The organism is Kluyvera sichuanensis (genome assembly GCF_040930405.1).
GTDB classification, from domain to species: Bacteria; Pseudomonadota; Gammaproteobacteria; order Enterobacterales; family Enterobacteriaceae; genus Kluyvera; species Kluyvera sichuanensis.
Genome location: NZ_CP162271.1, coordinates 3852580 through 3870793 on the forward strand (window position 1 = coordinate 3852580; position 18214 = coordinate 3870793).

11 protein-coding genes, 2 tRNA genes, 3 rRNA genes and 1 riboswitch are annotated in these 18214 nt (G+C 54.3%); of the genes, 13 read left to right on the forward strand and 3 right to left on the reverse strand.

Annotated elements, in window-relative coordinates; genetic code table 11:
• Nucleotides 1–173: 173 nt before the first annotated feature.
• On the reverse strand, nucleotides 174–1325 hold the full coding sequence (argE, locus tag AB2B48_RS18515) for an acetylornithine deacetylase (RefSeq protein ID WP_185668791.1): 1152 nt from the start codon (nucleotides 1323–1325) through the stop codon (nucleotides 174–176).
• 153 nt (nucleotides 1326–1478) lie between these two features.
• On the opposite strand from argE, the gene argC reads away from it, so the two are divergent.
• The 4 genes from argC to oxyR all read left to right on the forward strand — a co-directional run bounded on the left by argC (nucleotide 1479) and on the right by oxyR (nucleotide 5952).
• Nucleotides 1479–2483, forward strand: a complete 1005-nt coding sequence (gene argC / locus AB2B48_RS18520) for an N-acetyl-gamma-glutamyl-phosphate reductase (RefSeq protein ID WP_185668790.1) — start codon at nucleotides 1479–1481, stop codon at nucleotides 2481–2483.
• 9 nt (nucleotides 2484–2492) lie between these two features.
• Nucleotides 2493–3269, forward strand: coding sequence for an acetylglutamate kinase (gene argB / locus AB2B48_RS18525; protein WP_368299809.1), 777 nt, complete (start codon nucleotides 2493–2495; stop codon nucleotides 3267–3269).
• Nucleotides 3270–3379: 110 nt separating this feature from the next.
• Nucleotides 3380–4753, forward strand: coding sequence for an argininosuccinate lyase (argH, locus tag AB2B48_RS18530; protein ID WP_368299810.1), 1374 nt, complete (start codon nucleotides 3380–3382; stop codon nucleotides 4751–4753).
• Between the two features lie 281 nt (nucleotides 4754–5034).
• The gene (oxyR, locus tag AB2B48_RS18535) at nucleotides 5035–5952 is read left to right on the forward strand and encodes a DNA-binding transcriptional regulator OxyR (RefSeq protein WP_185668787.1); all 918 of its coding nucleotides are present in this window, start codon (nucleotides 5035–5037) and stop codon (nucleotides 5950–5952) included.
• On the opposite strand, the gene sthA is transcribed toward oxyR, so the two are convergent.
• Nucleotides 5935–7335, reverse strand: a complete 1401-nt coding sequence (gene sthA, locus AB2B48_RS18540) for a Si-specific NAD(P)(+) transhydrogenase (RefSeq protein WP_064540302.1) — start codon at nucleotides 7333–7335, stop codon at nucleotides 5935–5937. The two genes, oxyR and sthA, sit on opposite strands and share 18 nt — an antisense overlap.
• 197 nt (nucleotides 7336–7532) lie before the next feature.
• Between sthA and fabR the strand changes: the two genes are divergently transcribed.
• Together fabR and AB2B48_RS18550 are read left to right on the forward strand one after the other, a co-directional pair.
• Nucleotides 7533–8168: an HTH-type transcriptional repressor FabR gene (gene fabR / locus AB2B48_RS18545; RefSeq protein ID WP_185668785.1), complete on the forward strand. Its 636-nt coding sequence runs from the start codon at nucleotides 7533–7535 to the stop codon at nucleotides 8166–8168.
• Between the two features lie 15 nt (nucleotides 8169–8183).
• Complete coding sequence (locus AB2B48_RS18550) at nucleotides 8184–8540, forward strand: YijD family membrane protein (RefSeq protein WP_185668784.1); 357 nt, start codon at nucleotides 8184–8186, stop codon at nucleotides 8538–8540.
• Nucleotides 8541–8574: 34 nt separating this feature from the next.
• Here AB2B48_RS18550 and trmA read toward each other — a convergent pair whose 3' ends face one another.
• Nucleotides 8575–9675 (reverse strand): tRNA (uridine(54)-C5)-methyltransferase TrmA, encoded by a 1101-nt coding sequence (trmA, locus tag AB2B48_RS18555; RefSeq protein ID WP_368299811.1) that lies wholly within the window; start codon nucleotides 9673–9675, stop codon nucleotides 8575–8577.
• 114 nt (nucleotides 9676–9789) lie between these two features.
• A riboswitch (cobalamin riboswitch) is annotated at nucleotides 9790–9977 on the forward strand.
• A 64-nt stretch (nucleotides 9978–10041) separates the two neighbouring features.
• Between trmA and btuB the strand changes: the two genes are divergently transcribed.
• The 7 genes from btuB (at nucleotide 10042) to rrf (ending at nucleotide 18184) form a co-directional block, all read left to right on the forward strand.
• On the forward strand, nucleotides 10042–11880 hold the full coding sequence (btuB, locus tag AB2B48_RS18560; protein ID WP_368299812.1) for a TonB-dependent vitamin B12 receptor BtuB: 1839 nt from the start codon (nucleotides 10042–10044) through the stop codon (nucleotides 11878–11880).
• Entirely contained in the window at nucleotides 11825–12682 is an 858-nt protein-coding gene (gene murI, locus AB2B48_RS18565; RefSeq protein WP_368299813.1) for a glutamate racemase, read from the forward strand. Before btuB ends, murI begins: the two co-directional genes overlap by 56 nt.
• Nucleotides 12683–13051: 369 nt before the next feature.
• Nucleotides 13052–14591, forward strand: a 16S ribosomal RNA gene (locus AB2B48_RS18570).
• A gap of 68 nt (nucleotides 14592–14659) precedes the next feature.
• Nucleotides 14660–14736, forward strand: a tRNA-Ile gene (locus AB2B48_RS18575).
• A 42-nt stretch (nucleotides 14737–14778) separates the two neighbouring features.
• Nucleotides 14779–14854 (forward strand) — tRNA-Ala (locus tag AB2B48_RS18580).
• A 210-nt stretch (nucleotides 14855–15064) separates the two neighbouring features.
• A 23S ribosomal RNA gene (locus AB2B48_RS18585) occupies nucleotides 15065–17972 on the forward strand.
• 96 nt (nucleotides 17973–18068) lie between these two features.
• Nucleotides 18069–18184, forward strand: a 5S ribosomal RNA gene (gene rrf / locus AB2B48_RS18590).
• The 16S, 23S and 5S rRNA genes sit together here with 2 tRNA genes alongside, the layout of an rRNA operon.
• The last annotated feature ends 30 nt before the right edge of the window (nucleotides 18185–18214 follow it).

Here is an 18214-nt window from a genome sequence, read left to right on the forward strand (position 1 = left end):
AAATCGCGACAATTTATGAAAGTTAATTCGTATCGTGCCAGATAAGAAATGCTTATGAAAATGTGAAGGAGATCGCGGGAACGGGGGAGCGGAAAGGTGCCGGATGGCGCTGCGCTTATCCGGCCTACTGACAGGATAGGCCCGGCAAGCATTAAGCCACCGGGCAAAATTCATTAGTGCCAGCAGAAGTGATGCACGACCTGGGTAATTAACTCGCGCGTCGGCTTAATAAAGCGCGTTTCCAGGTATTCGTCCGGCTGGTGCGCCTGGTTAATCGAGCCTGGGCCGAGAACGATGGTCGGGCACAGGGTCTGGATAAACGGTGCTTCGGTGCAGTAGTTCACCACTTCGGTCTTGGTACCGAGCAGTTTTTCCAGCACCTGAACCAGCTGGTGATCCGGCGGGCATTCGTAGCCTGGAATCGGCGGATGCAGCTCGCTAATGGTCAGGCGGCCCGGCCACTGCGTGCTGACTGGCTCAAGGGCTTCATCGAGCAGGCCGTTCAGATCGTTCAAGGTCATTCCCGGCAGCGGACGGATGTCCATGTGCAGCTCGCAGCAGGCGCAGATGCGGTTGGAAGCATCGCCGCCGTGGAGGCTACCGAGGTTGAGCGTTGGATACGGTACGGTAAACGCGTCGTAGTGATAGCGTTCTTTCAGCGAGTCGCGTAACTGCATCACGCGGCCAATCGCGTCGTGCATGATCTCAATGGCATTGACGCCGCGCGCCGGGTCGCTGGAGTGGCCAGACTGGCCCATCACGCGGATGGCGTTCGACATATGACCTTTGTGCGCGCGCACTGGCTGCAGTGAAGTTGGTTCACCGATGATGGCGCAGTCCGGGCGCAGTTCGGTGGATTCGGAGAAGTAGCGAGCCCCCGCCATGCTGGTCTCTTCATCGGCGGTGGCCAGGATATAGAGCGGCTTTTTCAGCGTCGTCACGTCAACATCACGCAGCGCATCCAGAATAAAGGCGAAGAAGCCTTTCATGTCGGCGGTGCCCAGACCGTAGAGCTTGTTGTCATGCTCGGTGAGGGTAAACGGATCGCGGGTCCAGCGCCCGTCGTCGAACGGCACGGTATCAGTATGACCGGCCAGCAGTAGCCCGCCCGCGCCGTGTCCGGTGCTGGCCAGCAGGTTAAATTTATTGCGCGTGCCGGGAACCGGCTGTACCTCAACGTTGAAGCCTAACGAGGCAAACCAGTCAGCAAGCAGAGTGATTAAAGACGCATTGCTCTGATCGAGCGCTTCTTCGGTTGCGCTGATGGAAGGAGTGCCGATCAACGCACGGTAAATCTCGATAAATGGGGGTAAATTGTTTTTCATTGTTGACACACCTCGGGTCATGATAGTATCAATATTCATGCAGTATTTGTGAATAAAAATACATTATCATTAGGCGTAAGAAAACCCACCAACGGTAGGGTGAATAGAAAACGCTTAATCAGGCAAACAGACATAAGAAGGTGAGCAGCCCCGATGTTGAATACGCTGATTGTGGGCGCGAGCGGTTACGCTGGCGCAGAGCTTGTGACCTATGTAAATCGCCATCCTCATATGAACATAACCGCTTTGACGGTCTCAGCGCAAAGCAATGATGCAGGAAAGTTAATCTCCGATTTGCATCCACAGCTGAAAGGGATTGTCGATCTGCCGCTGCAGCCGATGTCCGACATCAGCGAATTCAGTGCCGGTGTTGATGTGGTGTTCCTGGCGACCGCCCATGAAGTGAGCCACGATCTGGCCCCGCAGTTCCTTGCGGCAGGCTGCGTGGTGTTCGACCTTTCCGGTGCGTTCCGCGTCAACGACGGCGCCTTCTATGAAAAATACTACGGCTTTACCCATCAGCACCCTGAGCTGCTGGCGCAGGCGGTGTACGGCCTGGCCGAGTGGAGCGCCGAGGCGCTGAAAGAGGCGAACCTGATTGCGGTGCCGGGCTGTTACCCGACGGCGGCGCAGCTTTCTCTGAAACCCCTGATTGATGCCGATCTCCTGGATCTCAACCAGTGGCCAGTGATCAACGCCACTTCCGGCGTGAGCGGTGCCGGGCGCAAAGCCGCTATCTCTAATAGCTTCTGCGAAGTCAGTCTACAGCCGTACGGCGTGTTCACTCATCGCCATCAGCCGGAAATCGCCAGCCACCTTGGCGCAGAGGTGATTTTCACCCCGCATCTGGGCAACTTCCCGCGCGGTATTCTGGAGACGATTACCTGTCGTCTGAAGCCGGGTGTGACCCACGCGCAGGTGGCAGAAACCTTACAACAGGCCTACGGTGACAAGCCGATGGTACGTTTATACGAGAAGGGCGTTCCGGCACTGAAAAATGTGGTCGGCCTGCCGTTCTGCGATATCGGTTTTGCCGTGCAGGGCGAGCACCTGATCGTCGTGGCGACCGAAGACAACCTATTGAAAGGCGCTGCCGCACAGGCCGTGCAGTGCGCCAATATCCGTTTCGGCTTCGCTGAGACGCAGTCTCTTATTTAAGGTGTGACGATGATGAATCCATTAATTATCAAACTGGGCGGCGTGTTACTGGATAGCGAAGAGGCGCTGGAGCGTCTGTTTACCGCACTGGTGAACTACCGCGAGTCGCATCAGCGCCCGCTGGTGATTGTCCACGGCGGTGGCTGCGTAGTGGATGAGCTGATGAAACAGCTCAATCTGCCGGTGAAAAAGAAAAATGGTCTGCGCGTCACGCCTGCCGATCAAATCGACATTATTACCGGCGCGCTGGCGGGTACCGCCAACAAAACGCTGCTGGCATGGGCGAAGAAGCATGATATCGCCTCCGTTGGCCTGTTCCTCGGCGACGGCGACAGCGTGCAGGTGAGCAAACTGGATGAAGAGCTGGGCCATGTGGGTCTGGCGCAGCCGGGTTCGCCTAAACTGATTAATCTGCTGCTGGAAGGCGGTTTCCTGCCGGTGGTGAGCTCTATCGGCGTGACCGCCGAAGGGCAACTGATGAACGTCAACGCTGACCAGGCGGCAACCGCGCTGGCGGCTACGCTTGGCGCAGATCTGATTCTGCTCTCCGATGTGAGCGGCATTCTCGACGGTAAAGGCCAGCGTATTGCGGAAATGACGGCGGCGAAGGCAGAACAGTTGATCGAGCAGGGCATTATTACCGACGGGATGATTGTGAAAGTGAACGCAGCGCTTGATGCGGCACGTACCCTGGGTCGCCCGGTGGATATCGCCTCATGGCGTCACGCGGAGCAACTGCCGGCGCTGTTTAACGGCACGCCAATTGGCACGCGTATTCTGGCTTAAGTGATTTTCCCCTCACCCTAACCCTCTCCCTCAGGGAGAGGGCCGGGGTGAGGGTTGTTTTCAGGCCGGAGACTACCCGGCAAAAATAAACGAAATTAAGGAAGCATGTTATGGCACTTTGGGGTGGGCGTTTTACTCAGGCAGCGGATCAGCGGTTCAAACAGTTCAACGACTCTTTACGCTTTGACTATCGCCTGGCGGAGCAGGATATCGTTGGCTCTGTTGCCTGGTCCAAAGCGCTGGTGACGGTCGGCGTTCTGACGGCGGAAGAGCAATCTCAACTGGAAGCCGCGCTGGGCGTGCTGCTGGAAGAAGTGCGGGCAAACCCGCAGCAGATTCTGCAAAGCGATGCTGAAGATATCCATAGCTGGGTAGAAGGCAAGCTTATCGACAAAGTGGGCCAGTTGGGTAAAAAGCTGCACACCGGCCGTAGCCGTAACGACCAGGTCGCGACCGACCTCAAACTGTGGTGCAAAGATACCGTTGCTGAACTGCTGACGGCTATTCGCCAGCTGCAAAGCGCGCTGGTCGATACCGCGCAGGCCAACCAGGATGCGGTGATGCCGGGCTATACGCACCTGCAACGTGCGCAGCCGGTGACCTTTGCGCACTGGTGCCTGGCCTACGTTGAGATGCTGGCGCGTGACGAAAGCCGCCTGCAGGATACCCTCAAGCGTCTGGACGTGAGCCCACTGGGCTGCGGCGCGCTGGCGGGTACCGCCTATGAAATCGATCGTGAACAGTTGGCGGGCTGGCTGGGCTTTGCGTCCGCCACCCGTAACAGCCTGGACAGCGTTTCTGACCGCGACCACGTGCTGGAATTGCTGTCTGATGCGTCCATCGGCATGGTGCACCTGTCGCGCTTTGCTGAAGATCTGATCTTCTTTAATACCGGTGAAGCGGGCTTTGTTGAGCTGTCTGACCGCGTGACCTCAGGTTCCTCCCTGATGCCGCAGAAGAAAAACCCGGATGCGCTCGAGCTTATCCGCGGTAAGTGTGGCCGCGTACAGGGTGCGCTGACCGGCATGATGATGACCTTAAAAGGTCTGCCGCTGGCCTATAACAAAGATATGCAGGAAGACAAAGAGGGCGTATTCGACGCGCTCGATACCTGGATGGACTGCTTGCATATGGCGGCGCTGGTGCTGGACGGTATTCAGGTGAAGCGTCCACGTTGCCAGGAAGCGGCGCAGCAGGGCTATGCGAATGCCACCGAGCTGGCGGATTATCTGGTGGCGAAAGGCGTTCCGTTCCGTGAAGCGCACCATATCGTGGGCGAAGCGGTGGTCGAGGCCATTGCTCAGGGCAAACCGCTGGAGGATCTGGCGCTGGCTGACCTGCAAAAATTCAGCGCGGTGATTGGCGACGATGTTTACCCAATTCTGTCGCTGCAATCCTGCCTTGATAAGCGTGCAGCAAAAGGCGGCGTGTCGCCGAAGCAGGTAGCGCAGGCGATTAGCGACGCGAAGGCGCGCTTGGGTTAATTCTCTGCGTCCCAGCCCCTTGAAGAGAATGTAGCCCGGCCGAGCGCAGCGACGCCGGGTTTTTTACGGCCAAAAAAAAGCGGGCACGGGGCCCGCAAACGTTCATGTTGGCTTTATTTGTCGAGTTTGAGAGAAACTCCGAATCAGTGTGACGATTTCAAGGGTTAAACAAGGGTCACCTGTTTCTGTGCTGTATTATTGAACAGAACGCTTGATAGGGATAATCATTCATTGCTATTCTATCTATCGCCATGAACTATCGTGGCGATGGAGGATGAATAATGAATATTCGTGATCTTGAATACCTGGTGGCGTTAGCTGAACACCGGCACTTCCGCCGGGCGGCAGATTCCTGCCATGTCAGCCAGCCAACCCTAAGTGGGCAGATTCGTAAGCTGGAAGATGAACTGGGCGTCATGCTGCTGGAGCGAACCAGCCGCAAAGTGCTGTTCACCCAGGCGGGGCTGCTGCTGGTGGACCAGGCGCGTACCGTGTTACGCGAGGTCAAAGTGCTGAAGGAGATGGCAAGTCAGCAGGGGGAGACGATGTCCGGCCCGTTGCATATCGGCCTGATCCCAACCGTTGGCCCGTATCTGCTGCCTCATATTATTCCCATGCTGCACCAGACCTTCCCGAAGCTCGAAATGTACCTGCATGAAGCACAGACCCATCAACTGCTGGCGCAGCTCGACAGCGGTAAGCTGGACTGTGCGATTCTGGCGCTGGTGAAAGAGAGCGAAGCCTTTATTGAGGTGCCGCTGTTCGACGAGCCGATGATGCTGGCGATCTATGCCGATCACCCGTGGGCGGAGCGCGATCGCGTGCCGATGTCGGATCTGGCCGGTGAGAAGCTGCTGATGCTGGAAGACGGGCATTGCCTGCGCGACCAGGCGATGGGTTTCTGCTTTGAGGCGGGTGCGGATGAAGATACGCATTTCCGCGCAACCAGCCTGGAAACGCTGCGCAATATGGTGGCGGCGGGAAGCGGGATTACGCTGCTGCCAGCGCTCGCCGTGCCGCAGGAACGCAAACGCGATGGCGTGGTGTACCTGCCGTGCATTAAGCCAGAACCACGCCGCACCGTTGGCCTGGTCTATCGCCCGGGATCGCCTCTACGTGGCCGCTATGAGCAGCTGGCAGAGGCCGTCCGCGAAACGATGGACGGCCATTTTGACAGTGCGTTAAAACAGGCGGTTTAAGCCGTTTAGCGCCGCTACCCGATAGGCTTCCGCCATGGTTGGGTAGTTAAAGGTGGTGTTAACGAAGTACTCAATGGTGTTACCACCACCTTTCTGCTCCATAATCGCCTGGCCGATATGAATAATTTCGGCCGCGCGCTCGCCAAAGCAGTGAATGCCGAGGATCTCCTTGGTCTCCCGATGGAACAGGATCTTCAGGCTTCCCACGCTCATACCGACGATTTGCGCTCGGGCCAGGTGTTTAAACTGCGCACGACCTACTTCATACGGCACTTTCATCGCGGTCAACTGCTGTTCGGTTTTGCCGACGGAGCTGATTTCCGGAATGGTATAGATGCCGGTCGGGATGTCTTCAATCAGGTGCGCGGTGGCTTCACCTTTCATCAGCGCCTGCGCGGCAATACGGCCCTGATCGTAGGCAGCAGAAGCCAGGCTCGGATAACCGATAACATCGCCGACGGCATAGACGTGCGGCAGCGCGGTTTGGTACATGCTGTTCACTTTCAGCTGACCGCGGCCATCGGCCTGTAGCCCGATGTTTTCCAGCGACAGCGAATCGGTGTTACCGGTACGACCGTTGGCGAACAGCAGGCAGTCCGCTTTGAGCTTCTTGCCGGACTTCAGGTGCATGATCACGCCGTCGTCCACGCCTTCAATCTTCTCGTACTCTTCGTTGTGGCGAATGACGACGCCGCTGTTCCAGAAGTGGTAAGAGAGCGAATCTGACATTTCCTGATCGAGGAAGGCCAGCAGACGGTCGCGGGTGTTGATGAGATCAACCTTAACGTCCATTCCGCGGAAGATAGACGCATATTCGCAGCCGATAACCCCTGCACCGTAGATAATCACGTGGCGAGGTTCATGGTGCAGGCTGAGAATCGAGTCGCTGTCGTAAATACGCGGGTGGGTAAAGTCGACGTCAGCCGGGCGATACGGGCGTGAGCCGCAGGCGATCACGAACTTATCGGCGGTGAGCGTTTCGACGGAACCGTCCGGGCACTCCAGCGCGATGGTGTGCTCATCGACGAAGCGAGCGTCGCCCTGCAGCATTTCACAGTGATTACGCTCATAAAAACCCTGACGCATGCGCGTTTGCTGATTGATTACGCTATCGGCATGATTCAGGATGTCGGCAAATGAGGAGCGGAGAAGTCGGCTGTGGTCGCTGTAGAGAGGGTTCTGGTTGAATTCGATAATACGGCTAACGGCATGGCGAAGGGCTTTGGACGGGATGGTACCCCAGTGGGTACAGCCGCCGCCGACATTATGATAACGCTCAATAACGGCGACACGGGCTCCTTGCTTCACCAGACCCATAGCAGCACCTTCGCCGCCGGGGCCGGAACCAATTACTATTGCATCATAATCGTAGGAATGTGGCATGGTAAGGCTTACCTGTTCTTATACATAAAAGCAACAGAATCATAACATCATCGAAGTAATAACCCAATTATCGTTGGGCTTTTTTCATACGAAATAGCATAAATAGCATGTAAACAATCATTAACAAAGCTGCGTAAGTCGATTCGTTTTAATCTCTGGTATAGTGCCAGCACGGCTTGTGGAAGGATTCAGTCATCGTGATGGGTGTTAGAGCGCAACAAAAAGAAAAAACCCGGCGTTCGCTGGTGGAAGCGGCATTTAGTCAATTGAGTGCCGAACGTAGCTTTGCCAGCCTGAGCCTGCGCGAAGTGGCGCGCGAGGCAGGGATTGCGCCAACCTCCTTTTATCGTCATTTCCGCGATGTGGATGAGCTTGGGTTGACTATGGTCGACGAGAGCGGCCTGATGCTGCGTCAACTGATGCGCCAGGCGCGACAGCGTATCGCCAAAGGCGGCAGCGTTATCCGCACTTCCGTCTCAACCTTTATGGAATTTATCGGCAATAACCCGAACGCCTTCCGCCTGCTGCTGCGCGAACGTTCTGGCACCTCTGCGGCATTTCGTGCCGCGGTAGCCCGCGAAATTCAGCATTTTATCGCGGAACTTGCCGACTATCTAGAAATCGAAAACCATATGCCTCGTGCGTTCACGGAAGCGCAGGCTGAGGCAATGGTGACTATTGTATTTAGCGCGGGTGCAGAGGCTCTGGACGTAAGCCCTGAGCAGCGCCGTCAGCTGGAAGAGCGGCTGGTGCTGCAGTTACGGATGATCTCCAAGGGCGCATACTACTGGTATCGCCGTGAACAAGAGAAGATGACACATCAGTCCGAATAAGGTGGTAGACGAGCAATGAAACAGTCAGGTCAAGATAAAGGTACGCTGCTGCTGGCGCTGTTGGCTGGCTTATCGATTAACGGGACGTTTGCGGCACTGTTCAGCTCCATCGTGCCTTTCTCTATATTCCCTATTATTGCGCTGGTGCTGACGGTGTACTGCCTGCATCAACGTTACCAGAATCGTACGATGCCAGTCGGGTTACCGGGCCTGGCGGCCGCCTGCTTTATTCTTGGCGTGCTGTTGTACAGCACCGTGGTGCGCGCGGAGTACCCGGATATCGGTTCTAACTTCTTCCCGGCGGTACTGTCGGTGGCGATGGTCTTCTGGATTGGCGTGAAACTGCGGAGCCGCAAGCAGGAACAGCAATAAGTTGTAGGCCGGATGAACCGGCCTACTTTCAGCCTTACTTCTTCGTTAACAGCACACCGCATTCCATATGATGGGTATACGGGAACTGATCGAACAGCGCCAGGCGTGTCACATTGTGCGTCTGGCTTAACGTTTCCAGGTTCTGGCACAGCGTCTCTGGGTTACAGGAGATGTACAGAATGTTCGGATACGCCTGCACCATCTTCTCGGTTTCGCTGTCCAGCCCGCTGCGCGGCGGATCGACGAAAATCGTCTCGCATTGGTAGCTTTTCAGGTCAATGCCTTGCAGACGGTTAAATTCCCGCACGCCGTTCATCGCCTGAGTAAACTCTTCTGCCGCCATGCGGATGATCTGCACGTTGTCTATCTGGTTAGCGGCGATGTTGTACTGCGCGGCAGCGACGGATGGTTTGGCAATTTCAGTCGCCAGAACGCGGTCAAAGTTGCGCGCCAGCGCCAGCGAGAAGTTACCGTTACCGCAGTACAACTCCAGCAGGTCACCGTGTGAATTCTGCGTAGCATCCAGCGCCCACTCCAGCATCTGAATATTCATGGCGGCGTTCGGCTGGGTAAAGCTGTTTTCCACCTGACGGTAGATCATCTCTTTGCCCGCTACCGGCAGACGTTCGTCGATATAGTCCTGATCCAGCGCAATTTTGGTTTTGGTTGCACGGCCAATCAGGTGCACGTTCAGACCCTGTGCGCGCAGCGCGTCACGCAGCGCTTCGGCCTGCTCACGCCATTCGTCATCGAGCTTTTTATGGTACAGCAGCGAGACGACAGCTTGATTGCTCAGCGTCGTGAGGTAATCAATCTGGAACAGCTTGTGGCGCAGCGCGTGGTTATCGCGAACGCCGTCGAGCACGGCAGTCATCAGGGTATTGATGAGCTGGCTTGCCGCAGGGAAGGCGTCTACGCGGATGCGGTTCTTGGTCTGCTGGTCGAACATGATGTGGTACAGGTCATCACCGTCGTGCCAGATGCGGAATTCTGCGCGCATCCGGTAATGGCTGACCGGCGAGCGAAACACCTCCGGCGCAGGTGCGCTAAACGGCGTCATCATCGTTTGCAGGCGAGTGACTTTCTCGGCGAGCTGAGCGTCGTACTGTTCGGTTGGGAGATGTTCGGGGGTCATGAGGCATCCTGAATAATAAAAGTACGCGGGGATTGTAGGGCTTGTTCAGGGGATGTCCAGCGCCGATGACGGTGAAAATCATAAATAGCAGTCTGGACATCCATATGTAACTAAATGTAGCATCCTCGTACCGGTCCTGTGAGTTAAAAGGGAACCCAGTGTAAATCTGGGGCTGACGCGCAGCGGTAAGGAAGGTAAGAGATGAGTGCATTCAATGCAGACACTGCGGCGTGCCGTGGGAAGTCATCGCCTCTTTATATAACCTCCAAGCCCGAAGACCTGCCGGATAACGTCGCATGGGGTTTTATCGTCGCGAGCAACTGATAAAACCTGCGGCATCCCTTTTCTATTTGGATGCTTTTAAAAATGATCAAAAAAGCTTCGCTGATGACGGCATTATCCGTCACGGCATTTTCCGGCTGGGCGCAGGATGCTAGCTCGGATACCCTCGTCGTTACTGCTAACCGTTTTCAGCAACCCCTCAGTGCCGTACTTGCCCCTATCACCGTTGTTACGCGCCAGGAAATTGATCGCTGGCAATCGACCTCCGTGAATGATGTCCTTCGTCGCCTGCCGGGTGTCGATATTGCCCAAAGCGGCGGTATGGGACAACTTTCGACTATTTCTATCCGTGGCACCAACGCCAGCCATGTCCTGGTTCTGATTGACGGTGTGCGTCTGAATTTAGCCGGTGTGAGCGGTGCGGCCGATCTCAGCCAGTTCCCAATATCGCTGGTACAACGTATTGAATACATTCGCGGGCCGCGTTCCGCTGTTTATGGTTCTGATGCGATTGGTGGCGTGGTGAATATCATTACCACGCAAGACAGCCCGGGGACGGAATTAACCGCCGGTATGGGCAGTAACGGTTACCAGAACTATGACATCTCAACACAGCAACAGTTGGATGAGAATACGCGTGTTACGCTGATGGGGGATTATGCCTATACCAAGGGTTTTGACGTTGTTGCCTACGGCAGCACTGGTTCACAGGCTCAACCCGACAAGGATGGTTTTCAGAGTAAGACGCTTTATGGCGCGCTGGAACATAACTTCTCCGACACCTGGAACGGATTTGTACGCGGCTATGGCTATGATAACCGGACCGATTATGACTCCTACTATGCTCCGGGGTCTCCGTTAGTCGATACACGCGAACTCTACAGCCAGAGTTGGGACGCCGGGCTGCGCTTTAATGGTGAACAGATTCAGTCACAACTGGTATCCAGCTATAGCCATAGTAAAGACTACAACTATGATCCTGACTATGGCCGTTACGACTCCTCGGCAACTCTTGATGAGATGAAGCAATATAATGTTCAGTGGTCAAACAGCATGGTGGTGGGCCACGGTAACGTTGGTGCAGGTATTGACTGGCAAAAGCAAACCACAGAACCTGGCACAGGGTATGTCACGGACGGTTACGATCAACGTAATACCGGCCTCTATCTGACGGGATTACAACAACTCGGTGACTTCACCTTTGAAGGTGCCGCGCGCAGTGATGATAACTCCCAGTTTGGTCGCCATGGCACATGGCAAACCAGTGCTGGATGGGCGTTTATTGACGGTTATCGTTTTATTGCCTCCTACGGTACTTCTTACAAAGCACCTAACCTGGGGCAGTTGTACGGCATGTATGGCAATGCAAACCTGGACCCTGAAGAGAGTAAGCAGTGGGAAGGGGCATTCGAAGGGCTGACGGCAGGGGTAAACTGGCGTTTGTCAGGCTATCGTAACAATATCGATAACATGATTGATTACGACACCCATGCGAAGAAATACTATAACGAAGGGAAAGTGCGTATCAAAGGCGTTGAGGCGACGGCAAACTTTGATACCGGTCCGCTGGCGCACACGCTAAGCTACGATTATGTGGATTCCCGCAATGTGATTACCGACAAGCCGGTGCCGCGTCGTTCCAAACAGCAGGTGAAGTATCAACTTGACTGGCAGGTCTATGATTTTGACTGGGGCCTGACGTATCAATATCTGGGAACCCGCTATGATAAGGACTATGTTACCTACCAGCCGGTGAAAATGGGCGGCGTTAGCCTGTGGGATCTTGCGGTGTCATATCCGATCACCTCACACCTGACCGTTCGTGGTAAAATAGCCAACCTGTTCGATAAAGATTACGAGACAGCATATGGCTACCCAACTGCAGGACGGGAATACACCTTGTCTGGCAGCTACACCTTCTGAACCACGTCCTACCGTACTGGTGTTTGACTCCGGTGTCGGTGGGCTGTCGGTCTATGATGAGATCCGGCATCTCTTGCCGGATCTCCATTACATCTACGCCTTCGATAACGTCGCGTTCCCCTATGGGGAGAAGAGCGAAGCGTTTATCGTTGAGCGCGTTGTTGAAATTGTCACTGCGGTACAGGCGCGTTACCCGCTTTCCCTGGCGGTGATTGCCTGTAACACGGCCAGTACGGTCTCTTTGCCCGCGCTGCGCGACAAGTTTGCCTTCCCGGTTGTGGGCGTTGTACCGGCTATCAAACCGGCAGCGCGTCTGTCGGCTAACCGTATTGTGGGCTTACTGGCAACGCGGGGTACGGTCAAACGTCCTTATACCCATGAGCTGATTGCTCGCTTTGCCAATGAATGCCGCATCGAGATGCTGGGCTCTGCCGAGCTGGTGGAACTGGCGGAAGCGAAGCTGCACGGTGAACCGGTTCCTCTGGAAGAGCTGCGCCGTATTCTGCGTCCATGGCTGCGTATGCAGGAACCGCCGGATACCGTCGTGCTCGGCTGCACTCACTTCCCTCTATTACAGGATGAGTTGCTGCAGGTGCTTCCCGAAGGTACCCGATTAGTGGATTCCGGAGCGGCAATTGCGCGTCGTACTGCCTGGCTGCTGGAACATGAAGCGCCGGATGCGAAATCCAGCGATGCAAATCTGGCTTACTGCATGGCGTTGACGACAGAAACTGAGCAACTTTTACCCGTTTTACAGCGTTACGGCTTTGAAACGCTCGAAAAACTGCCTGTTTTAGCCTGATTTGAGCAAAAAAGAGACGGTTGAAAAGTTTTTTTAAAACAGGGCTTGTCAACGTCTCAGAACTCCCTATAATGCGCCTCCACTGACACGGAACAACGGCAAACAAGCCGCCGGGTCAGCGAGGTTCTCCTGGGAATCTCGAGAGAGAAAAGCGAAAATAAATGCTTGACTCTCAAGCGGGAAAGCGTAATATGCACATCCCGCGCCGCTGACAAAAACGAAGCGGCACTGCTCTTTAACAATTTATCAGACAATCTGTGTGGGCACTCGAAGATACGGATTCTTAACGTCGCAAGACGATAAATGAATACCAAGTCTCTGAGTGAACACGTAATTCATTACGAAGTTTAATTCACGAGCATCAAACTTAAATTGAAGAGTTTGATCATGGCTCAGATTGAACGCTGGCGGCAGGCCTAACACATGCAAGTCGAACGGTAGCACAGAGAGCTTGCTCTTGGGTGACGAGTGGCGGACGGGTGAGTAATGTCTGGGAAACTGCCCGATGGAGGGGGATAACTACTGGAAACGGTAGCTAATACCGCATAACGTCGCAAGACCAAAGTGGGGGACCTTCGGGCCTCACACCATCGGATGTGCCCAGATGGGATTAGCTAGTTGGTGAGGTAATGGCTCACCAAGGCGACGATCCCTAGCTGGTCTGAGAGGATGACCAGCCACACTGGAACTGAGACACGGTCCAGACTCCTACGGGAGGCAGCAGTGGGGAATATTGCACAATGGGCGCAAGCCTGATGCAGCCATGCCGCGTGTATGAAGAAGGCCTTCGGGTTGTAAAGTACTTTCAGCGAGGAGGAAGGCGTTAAGGTTAATAACCTTAGCGATTGACGTTACTCGCAGAAGAAGCACCGGCTAACTCCGTGCCAGCAGCCGCGGTAATACGGAGGGTGCAAGCGTTAATCGGAATTACTGGGCGTAAAGCGCACGCAGGCGGTCTGTCAAGTCGGATGTGAAATCCCCGGGCTCAACCTGGGAACTGCATTCGAAACTGGCAGGCTAGAGTCTTGTAGAGGGGGGTAGAATTCCAGGTGTAGCGGTGAAATGCGTAGAGATCTGGAGGAATACCGGTGGCGAAGGCGGCCCCCTGGACAAAGACTGACGCTCAGGTGCGAAAGCGTGGGGAGCAAACAGGATTAGATACCCTGGTAGTCCACGCCGTAAACGATGTCTATTTGAAGGTTGTTCCCTTGAGGAGTGGCTTTCGGAGCTAACGCGTTAAATAGACCGCCTGGGGAGTACGGCCGCAAGGTTAAAACTCAAATGAATTGACGGGGGCCCGCACAAGCGGTGGAGCATGTGGTTTAATTCGATGCAACGCGAAGAACCTTACCTACTCTTGACATCCACGGAATTTAGCAGAGATGCTTTAGTGCCTTCGGGAACCGTGAGACAGGTGCTGCATGGCTGTCGTCAGCTCGTGTTGTGAAATGTTGGGTTAAGTCCCGCAACGAGCGCAACCCTTATCCTTTGTTGCCAGCGGTTCGGCCGGGAACTCAAAGGAGACTGCCAGTGATAAACTGGAGGAAGGTGGGGATGACGTCAAGTCATCATGGCCCTTACGAGTAGGGCTACACACGTGCTACAATGGCATATACAAAGAGAAGCGACCTCGCGAGAGCAAGCGGACCTCATAAAGTATGTCGTAGTCCGGATTGGAGTCTGCAACTCGACTCCATGAAGTCGGAATCGCTAGTAATCGTAGATCAGAATGCTACGGTGAATACGTTCCCGGGCCTTGTACACACCGCCCGTCACACCATGGGAGTGGGTTGCAAAAGAAGTAGGTAGCTTAACCTTCGGGAGGGCGCTTACCACTTTGTGATTCATGACTGGGGTGAAGTCGTAACAAGGTAACCGTAGGGGAACCTGCGGTTGGATCACCTCCTTACCTTAAAGAAACGTTCTTTGAAGTGCTCACACAGATTGTCTGATGAAAATTAGCAGTAAAATCTCTGCAGGCTTGTAGCTCAGGTGGTTAGAGCGCACCCCTGATAAGGGTGAGGTCGGTGGTTCAAGTCCACTCAGGCCTACCAAATTCGCAAGAATTGTCGGTACAGAGATTAGCATTTTGCGATGGGGTTATAGCTCAGCTGGGAGAGCGCCTGCCTTGCACGCAGGAGGTCTGCGGTTCGATCCCGCATAGCTCCACCATCCTTTACTGCAACAAACCCAAGAAAACTTCAGAGTGTACCTGAAAAGGTTCACTGCGAAGTTTTGCTCTTTAAAAATCTGGATCAAGCTGAAAATTGAAACAGCACACTGAACTCTGTTCTCCGTAATAAGAACAGACTGAGGTGTGTTTGAGTCTCTCAAATTTTTGCAGCGCGATGATGAATCGTAAGAAACATCTTCGGGTTGTGAGGTTAAGCGACTAAGCGTACACGGTGGATGCCCTGGCAGTCAGAGGCGATGAAGGACGTGCTAATCTGCGATAAGCGTCGGTAAGGTGATATGAACCGTTATAACCGACGATTTCCGAATGGGGAAACCCAGTGTGTTTCGACACACTATCATTACGTGAATACATAGCGTAATGAAGCGAACCGGGGGAACTGAAACATCTAAGTACCCCGAGGAAAAGAAATCAACCGAGATTCCCCCAGTAGCGGCGAGCGAACGGGGAGCAGCCCAGAGCCTGAATCAGCATGTGTGATAGTGGAACGGTATGGAAAGGCCGGCGATACAGGGTGATAGCCCCGTACACAAAATTGCATGTGTTGTGAGCTCGATGAGTAGGGCGGGACACGTGGTATCCTGTCTGAATATGGGGGGACCATCCTCCAAGGCTAAATACTCCTGACTGACCGATAGTGAACCAGTACCGTGAGGGAAAGGCGAAAAGAACCCCGGCGAGGGGAGTGAAAAAGAACCTGAAACCGTGTACGTACAAGCAGTGGGAGCATCCTTCGGGGTGTGACTGCGTACCTTTTGTATAATGGGTCAGCGACTTATATTCTGTAGCAAGGTTAACCGAATAGGGGAGCCGCAGGGAAACCGAGTCTTAACTGGGCGTTAAGTTGCAGGGTATAGACCCGAAACCCGGTGATCTAGCCATGGGCAGGTTGAAGGTTGGGTAACACTAACTGGAGGACCGAACCGACTAATGTTGAAAAATTAGCGGATGACTTGTGGCTGGGGGTGAAAGGCCAATCAAACCGGGAGATAGCTGGTTCTCCCCGAAAGCTATTTAGGTAGCGCCTCGTGAACTCATCTTCGGGGGTAGAGCACTGTTTCGGCTAGGGGGTCATCCCGACTTACCAACCCGATGCAAACTACGAATACCGAAGAATGTTATCACGGGAGACACACGGCGGGTGCTAACGTCCGTCGTGAAGAGGGAAACAACCCAGACCGCCAGCTAAGGTCCCAAAGTCACAGTTAAGTGGGAAACGATGTGGGAAGGCTCAGACAGCCAGGATGTTGGCTTAGAAGCAGCCATCATTTAAAGAAAGCGTAATAGCTCACTGGTCGAGTCGGCCTGCGCGGAAGATGTAACGGGGCTAAACTGTGCACCGAAGCTGCGGCAGCGACACTATGTGTTGTTGGGTAGGGGAGCGTTCTGTAAGCCTGCGAAGGTGTCTCGTGAGGGATGCTGGAGGTATCAGAAGTGCGAATGCTGACATAAGTAACGATAATGCGGGTGAAAAACCCGCACGCCGGAAGACCAAGGGTTCCTGTCCAACGTTAATCGGGGCAGGGTGAGTCGACCCCTAAGGCGAGGCCGAAAGGCGTAGTCGATGGGAAACAGGTTAATATTCCTGTACTTGGTGTTACTGCGAAGGGGGGACGGAGAAGGCTATGTTAGCCGGGCGACGGTTGTCCCGGTTTAAGCATGTAGGCGGAGCGTTTAGGTAAATCCGGACGCTTATTAACGCTGAGGTGTGATGACGAGGCACTACGGTGCTGAAGTAACAAATGCCCTGCTTCCAGGAAAAGCCTCTAAGCATCAGGTAACATCAAATCGTACCCCAAACCGACACAGGTGGTCAGGTAGAGAATACCAAGGCGCTTGAGAGAACTCGGGTGAAGGAACTAGGCAAAATGGTGCCGTAACTTCGGGAGAAGGCACGCTGATATGTAGGTGAAGTGATTTACTCATGGAGCTGAAATCAGTCGAAGATACCAGCTGGCTGCAACTGTTTATTAAAAACACAGCACTGTGCAAACACGAAAGTGGACGTATACGGTGTGACGCCTGCCCGGTGCCGGAAGGTTAATTGATGGGGTTAGCGGCAACGCGAAGCTCTTGATCGAAGCCCCGGTAAACGGCGGCCGTAACTATAACGGTCCTAAGGTAGCGAAATTCCTTGTCGGGTAAGTTCCGACCTGCACGAATGGCGTAATGATGGCCAGGCTGTCTCCACCCGAGACTCAGTGAAATTGAACTCGCTGTGAAGATGCAGTGTACCCGCGGCAAGACGGAAAGACCCCGTGAACCTTTACTATAGCTTGACACTGAACACTGGTCCTTGATGTGTAGGATAGGTGGGAGGCTTTGAAGCGCGGACGCCAGTTCGTGTGGAGCCAACCTTGAAATACCACCCTTTAATGGCTGGTGTTCTAACGTAGACCCGTAATCCGGGTTGCGGACAGTGTCTGGTGGGTAGTTTGACTGGGGCGGTCTCCTCCTAAAGAGTAACGGAGGAGCACGAAGGTTAGCTAATCCTGGTCGGACATCAGGAGGTTAGTGCAAAGGCATAAGCTAGCTTGACTGCGAGAGTGACGGCTCGAGCAGGTGCGAAAGCAGGTCTTAGTGATCCGGTGGTTCTGTATGGAAGGGCCATCGCTCAACGGATAAAAGGTACTCCGGGGATAACAGGCTGATACCGCCCAAGAGTTCATATCGACGGCGGTGTTTGGCACCTCGATGTCGGCTCATCACATCCTGGGGCTGAAGTAGGTCCCAAGGGTATGGCTGTTCGCCATTTAAAGTGGTACGCGAGCTGGGTTTAGAACGTCGTGAGACAGTTCGGTCCCTATCTGCCGTGGGCGCTGGAGAATTGAGGGGGGCTGCTCCTAGTACGAGAGGACCGGAGTGGACGCATCACTGGTGTTCGGGTTGTCATGCCAATGGCATTGCCCGGTAGCTAAATGCGGAAAAGATAAGTGCTGAAAGCATCTAAGCACGAAACTTGCCCCAAGATGAGTTCTCCCTGACTCTTTGAGAGTCCTGAAGGAACGTTGAAGACGACGACGTTGATAGGCTGGGTGTGTAAGCGTAGCGATACGTTGAGCTAACCAGTACTAATGAACCGTGAGGCTTAACCTTACAACGCCGAAGATGTTTTGGCGAAAGAGACATCGATATTCAGCTTGATTACAGATTACATCAGAACGCGAAAAGCGGTCTGATAAACAGAATTTGCCTGGCGGCTGTAGCGCGGTGGTCCCACCTGACCCCATGCCGAACTCAGAAGTGAAACGCCGTAGCGCCGATGGTAGTGTGGGGTCTCCCCATGCGAGAGTAGGGAACTGCCAGGCATCAAATTGCAGTAAACCGGGATGAATAAT

Bases quoted from the DNA above. Each gene is read 5' to 3' on its own strand.
- argE (WP_185668791.1), bottom strand. From the start codon at position 1,325: ATGAAAAACAATTTACCCCCATTTATCGAGATTTACCGTGCGTTGATC.
- argC (WP_185668790.1), top strand. From the start codon at position 1,479: ATGTTGAATACGCTGATTGTGGGCGCGAGCGGTTACGCTGGCGCAGAG.
- argB (WP_368299809.1), top strand. From the start codon at position 2,493: ATGATGAATCCATTAATTATCAAACTGGGCGGCGTGTTACTGGATAGC.
- argH (WP_368299810.1), top strand. From the start codon at position 3,380: ATGGCACTTTGGGGTGGGCGTTTTACTCAGGCAGCGGATCAGCGGTTC.
- oxyR (WP_185668787.1), top strand. From the start codon at position 5,035: ATGAATATTCGTGATCTTGAATACCTGGTGGCGTTAGCTGAACACCGG.
- sthA (WP_064540302.1), bottom strand. From the start codon at position 7,335: ATGCCACATTCCTACGATTATGATGCAATAGTAATTGGTTCCGGCCCC.
- AB2B48_RS18550 (WP_185668784.1), top strand. From the start codon at position 8,184: ATGAAACAGTCAGGTCAAGATAAAGGTACGCTGCTGCTGGCGCTGTTG.
- trmA (WP_368299811.1), bottom strand. From the start codon at position 9,675: ATGACCCCCGAACATCTCCCAACCGAACAGTACGACGCTCAGCTCGCC.
- btuB (WP_368299812.1), top strand. From the start codon at position 10,042: ATGATCAAAAAAGCTTCGCTGATGACGGCATTATCCGTCACGGCATTT.
- murI (WP_368299813.1), top strand. From the start codon at position 11,825: ATGGCTACCCAACTGCAGGACGGGAATACACCTTGTCTGGCAGCTACA.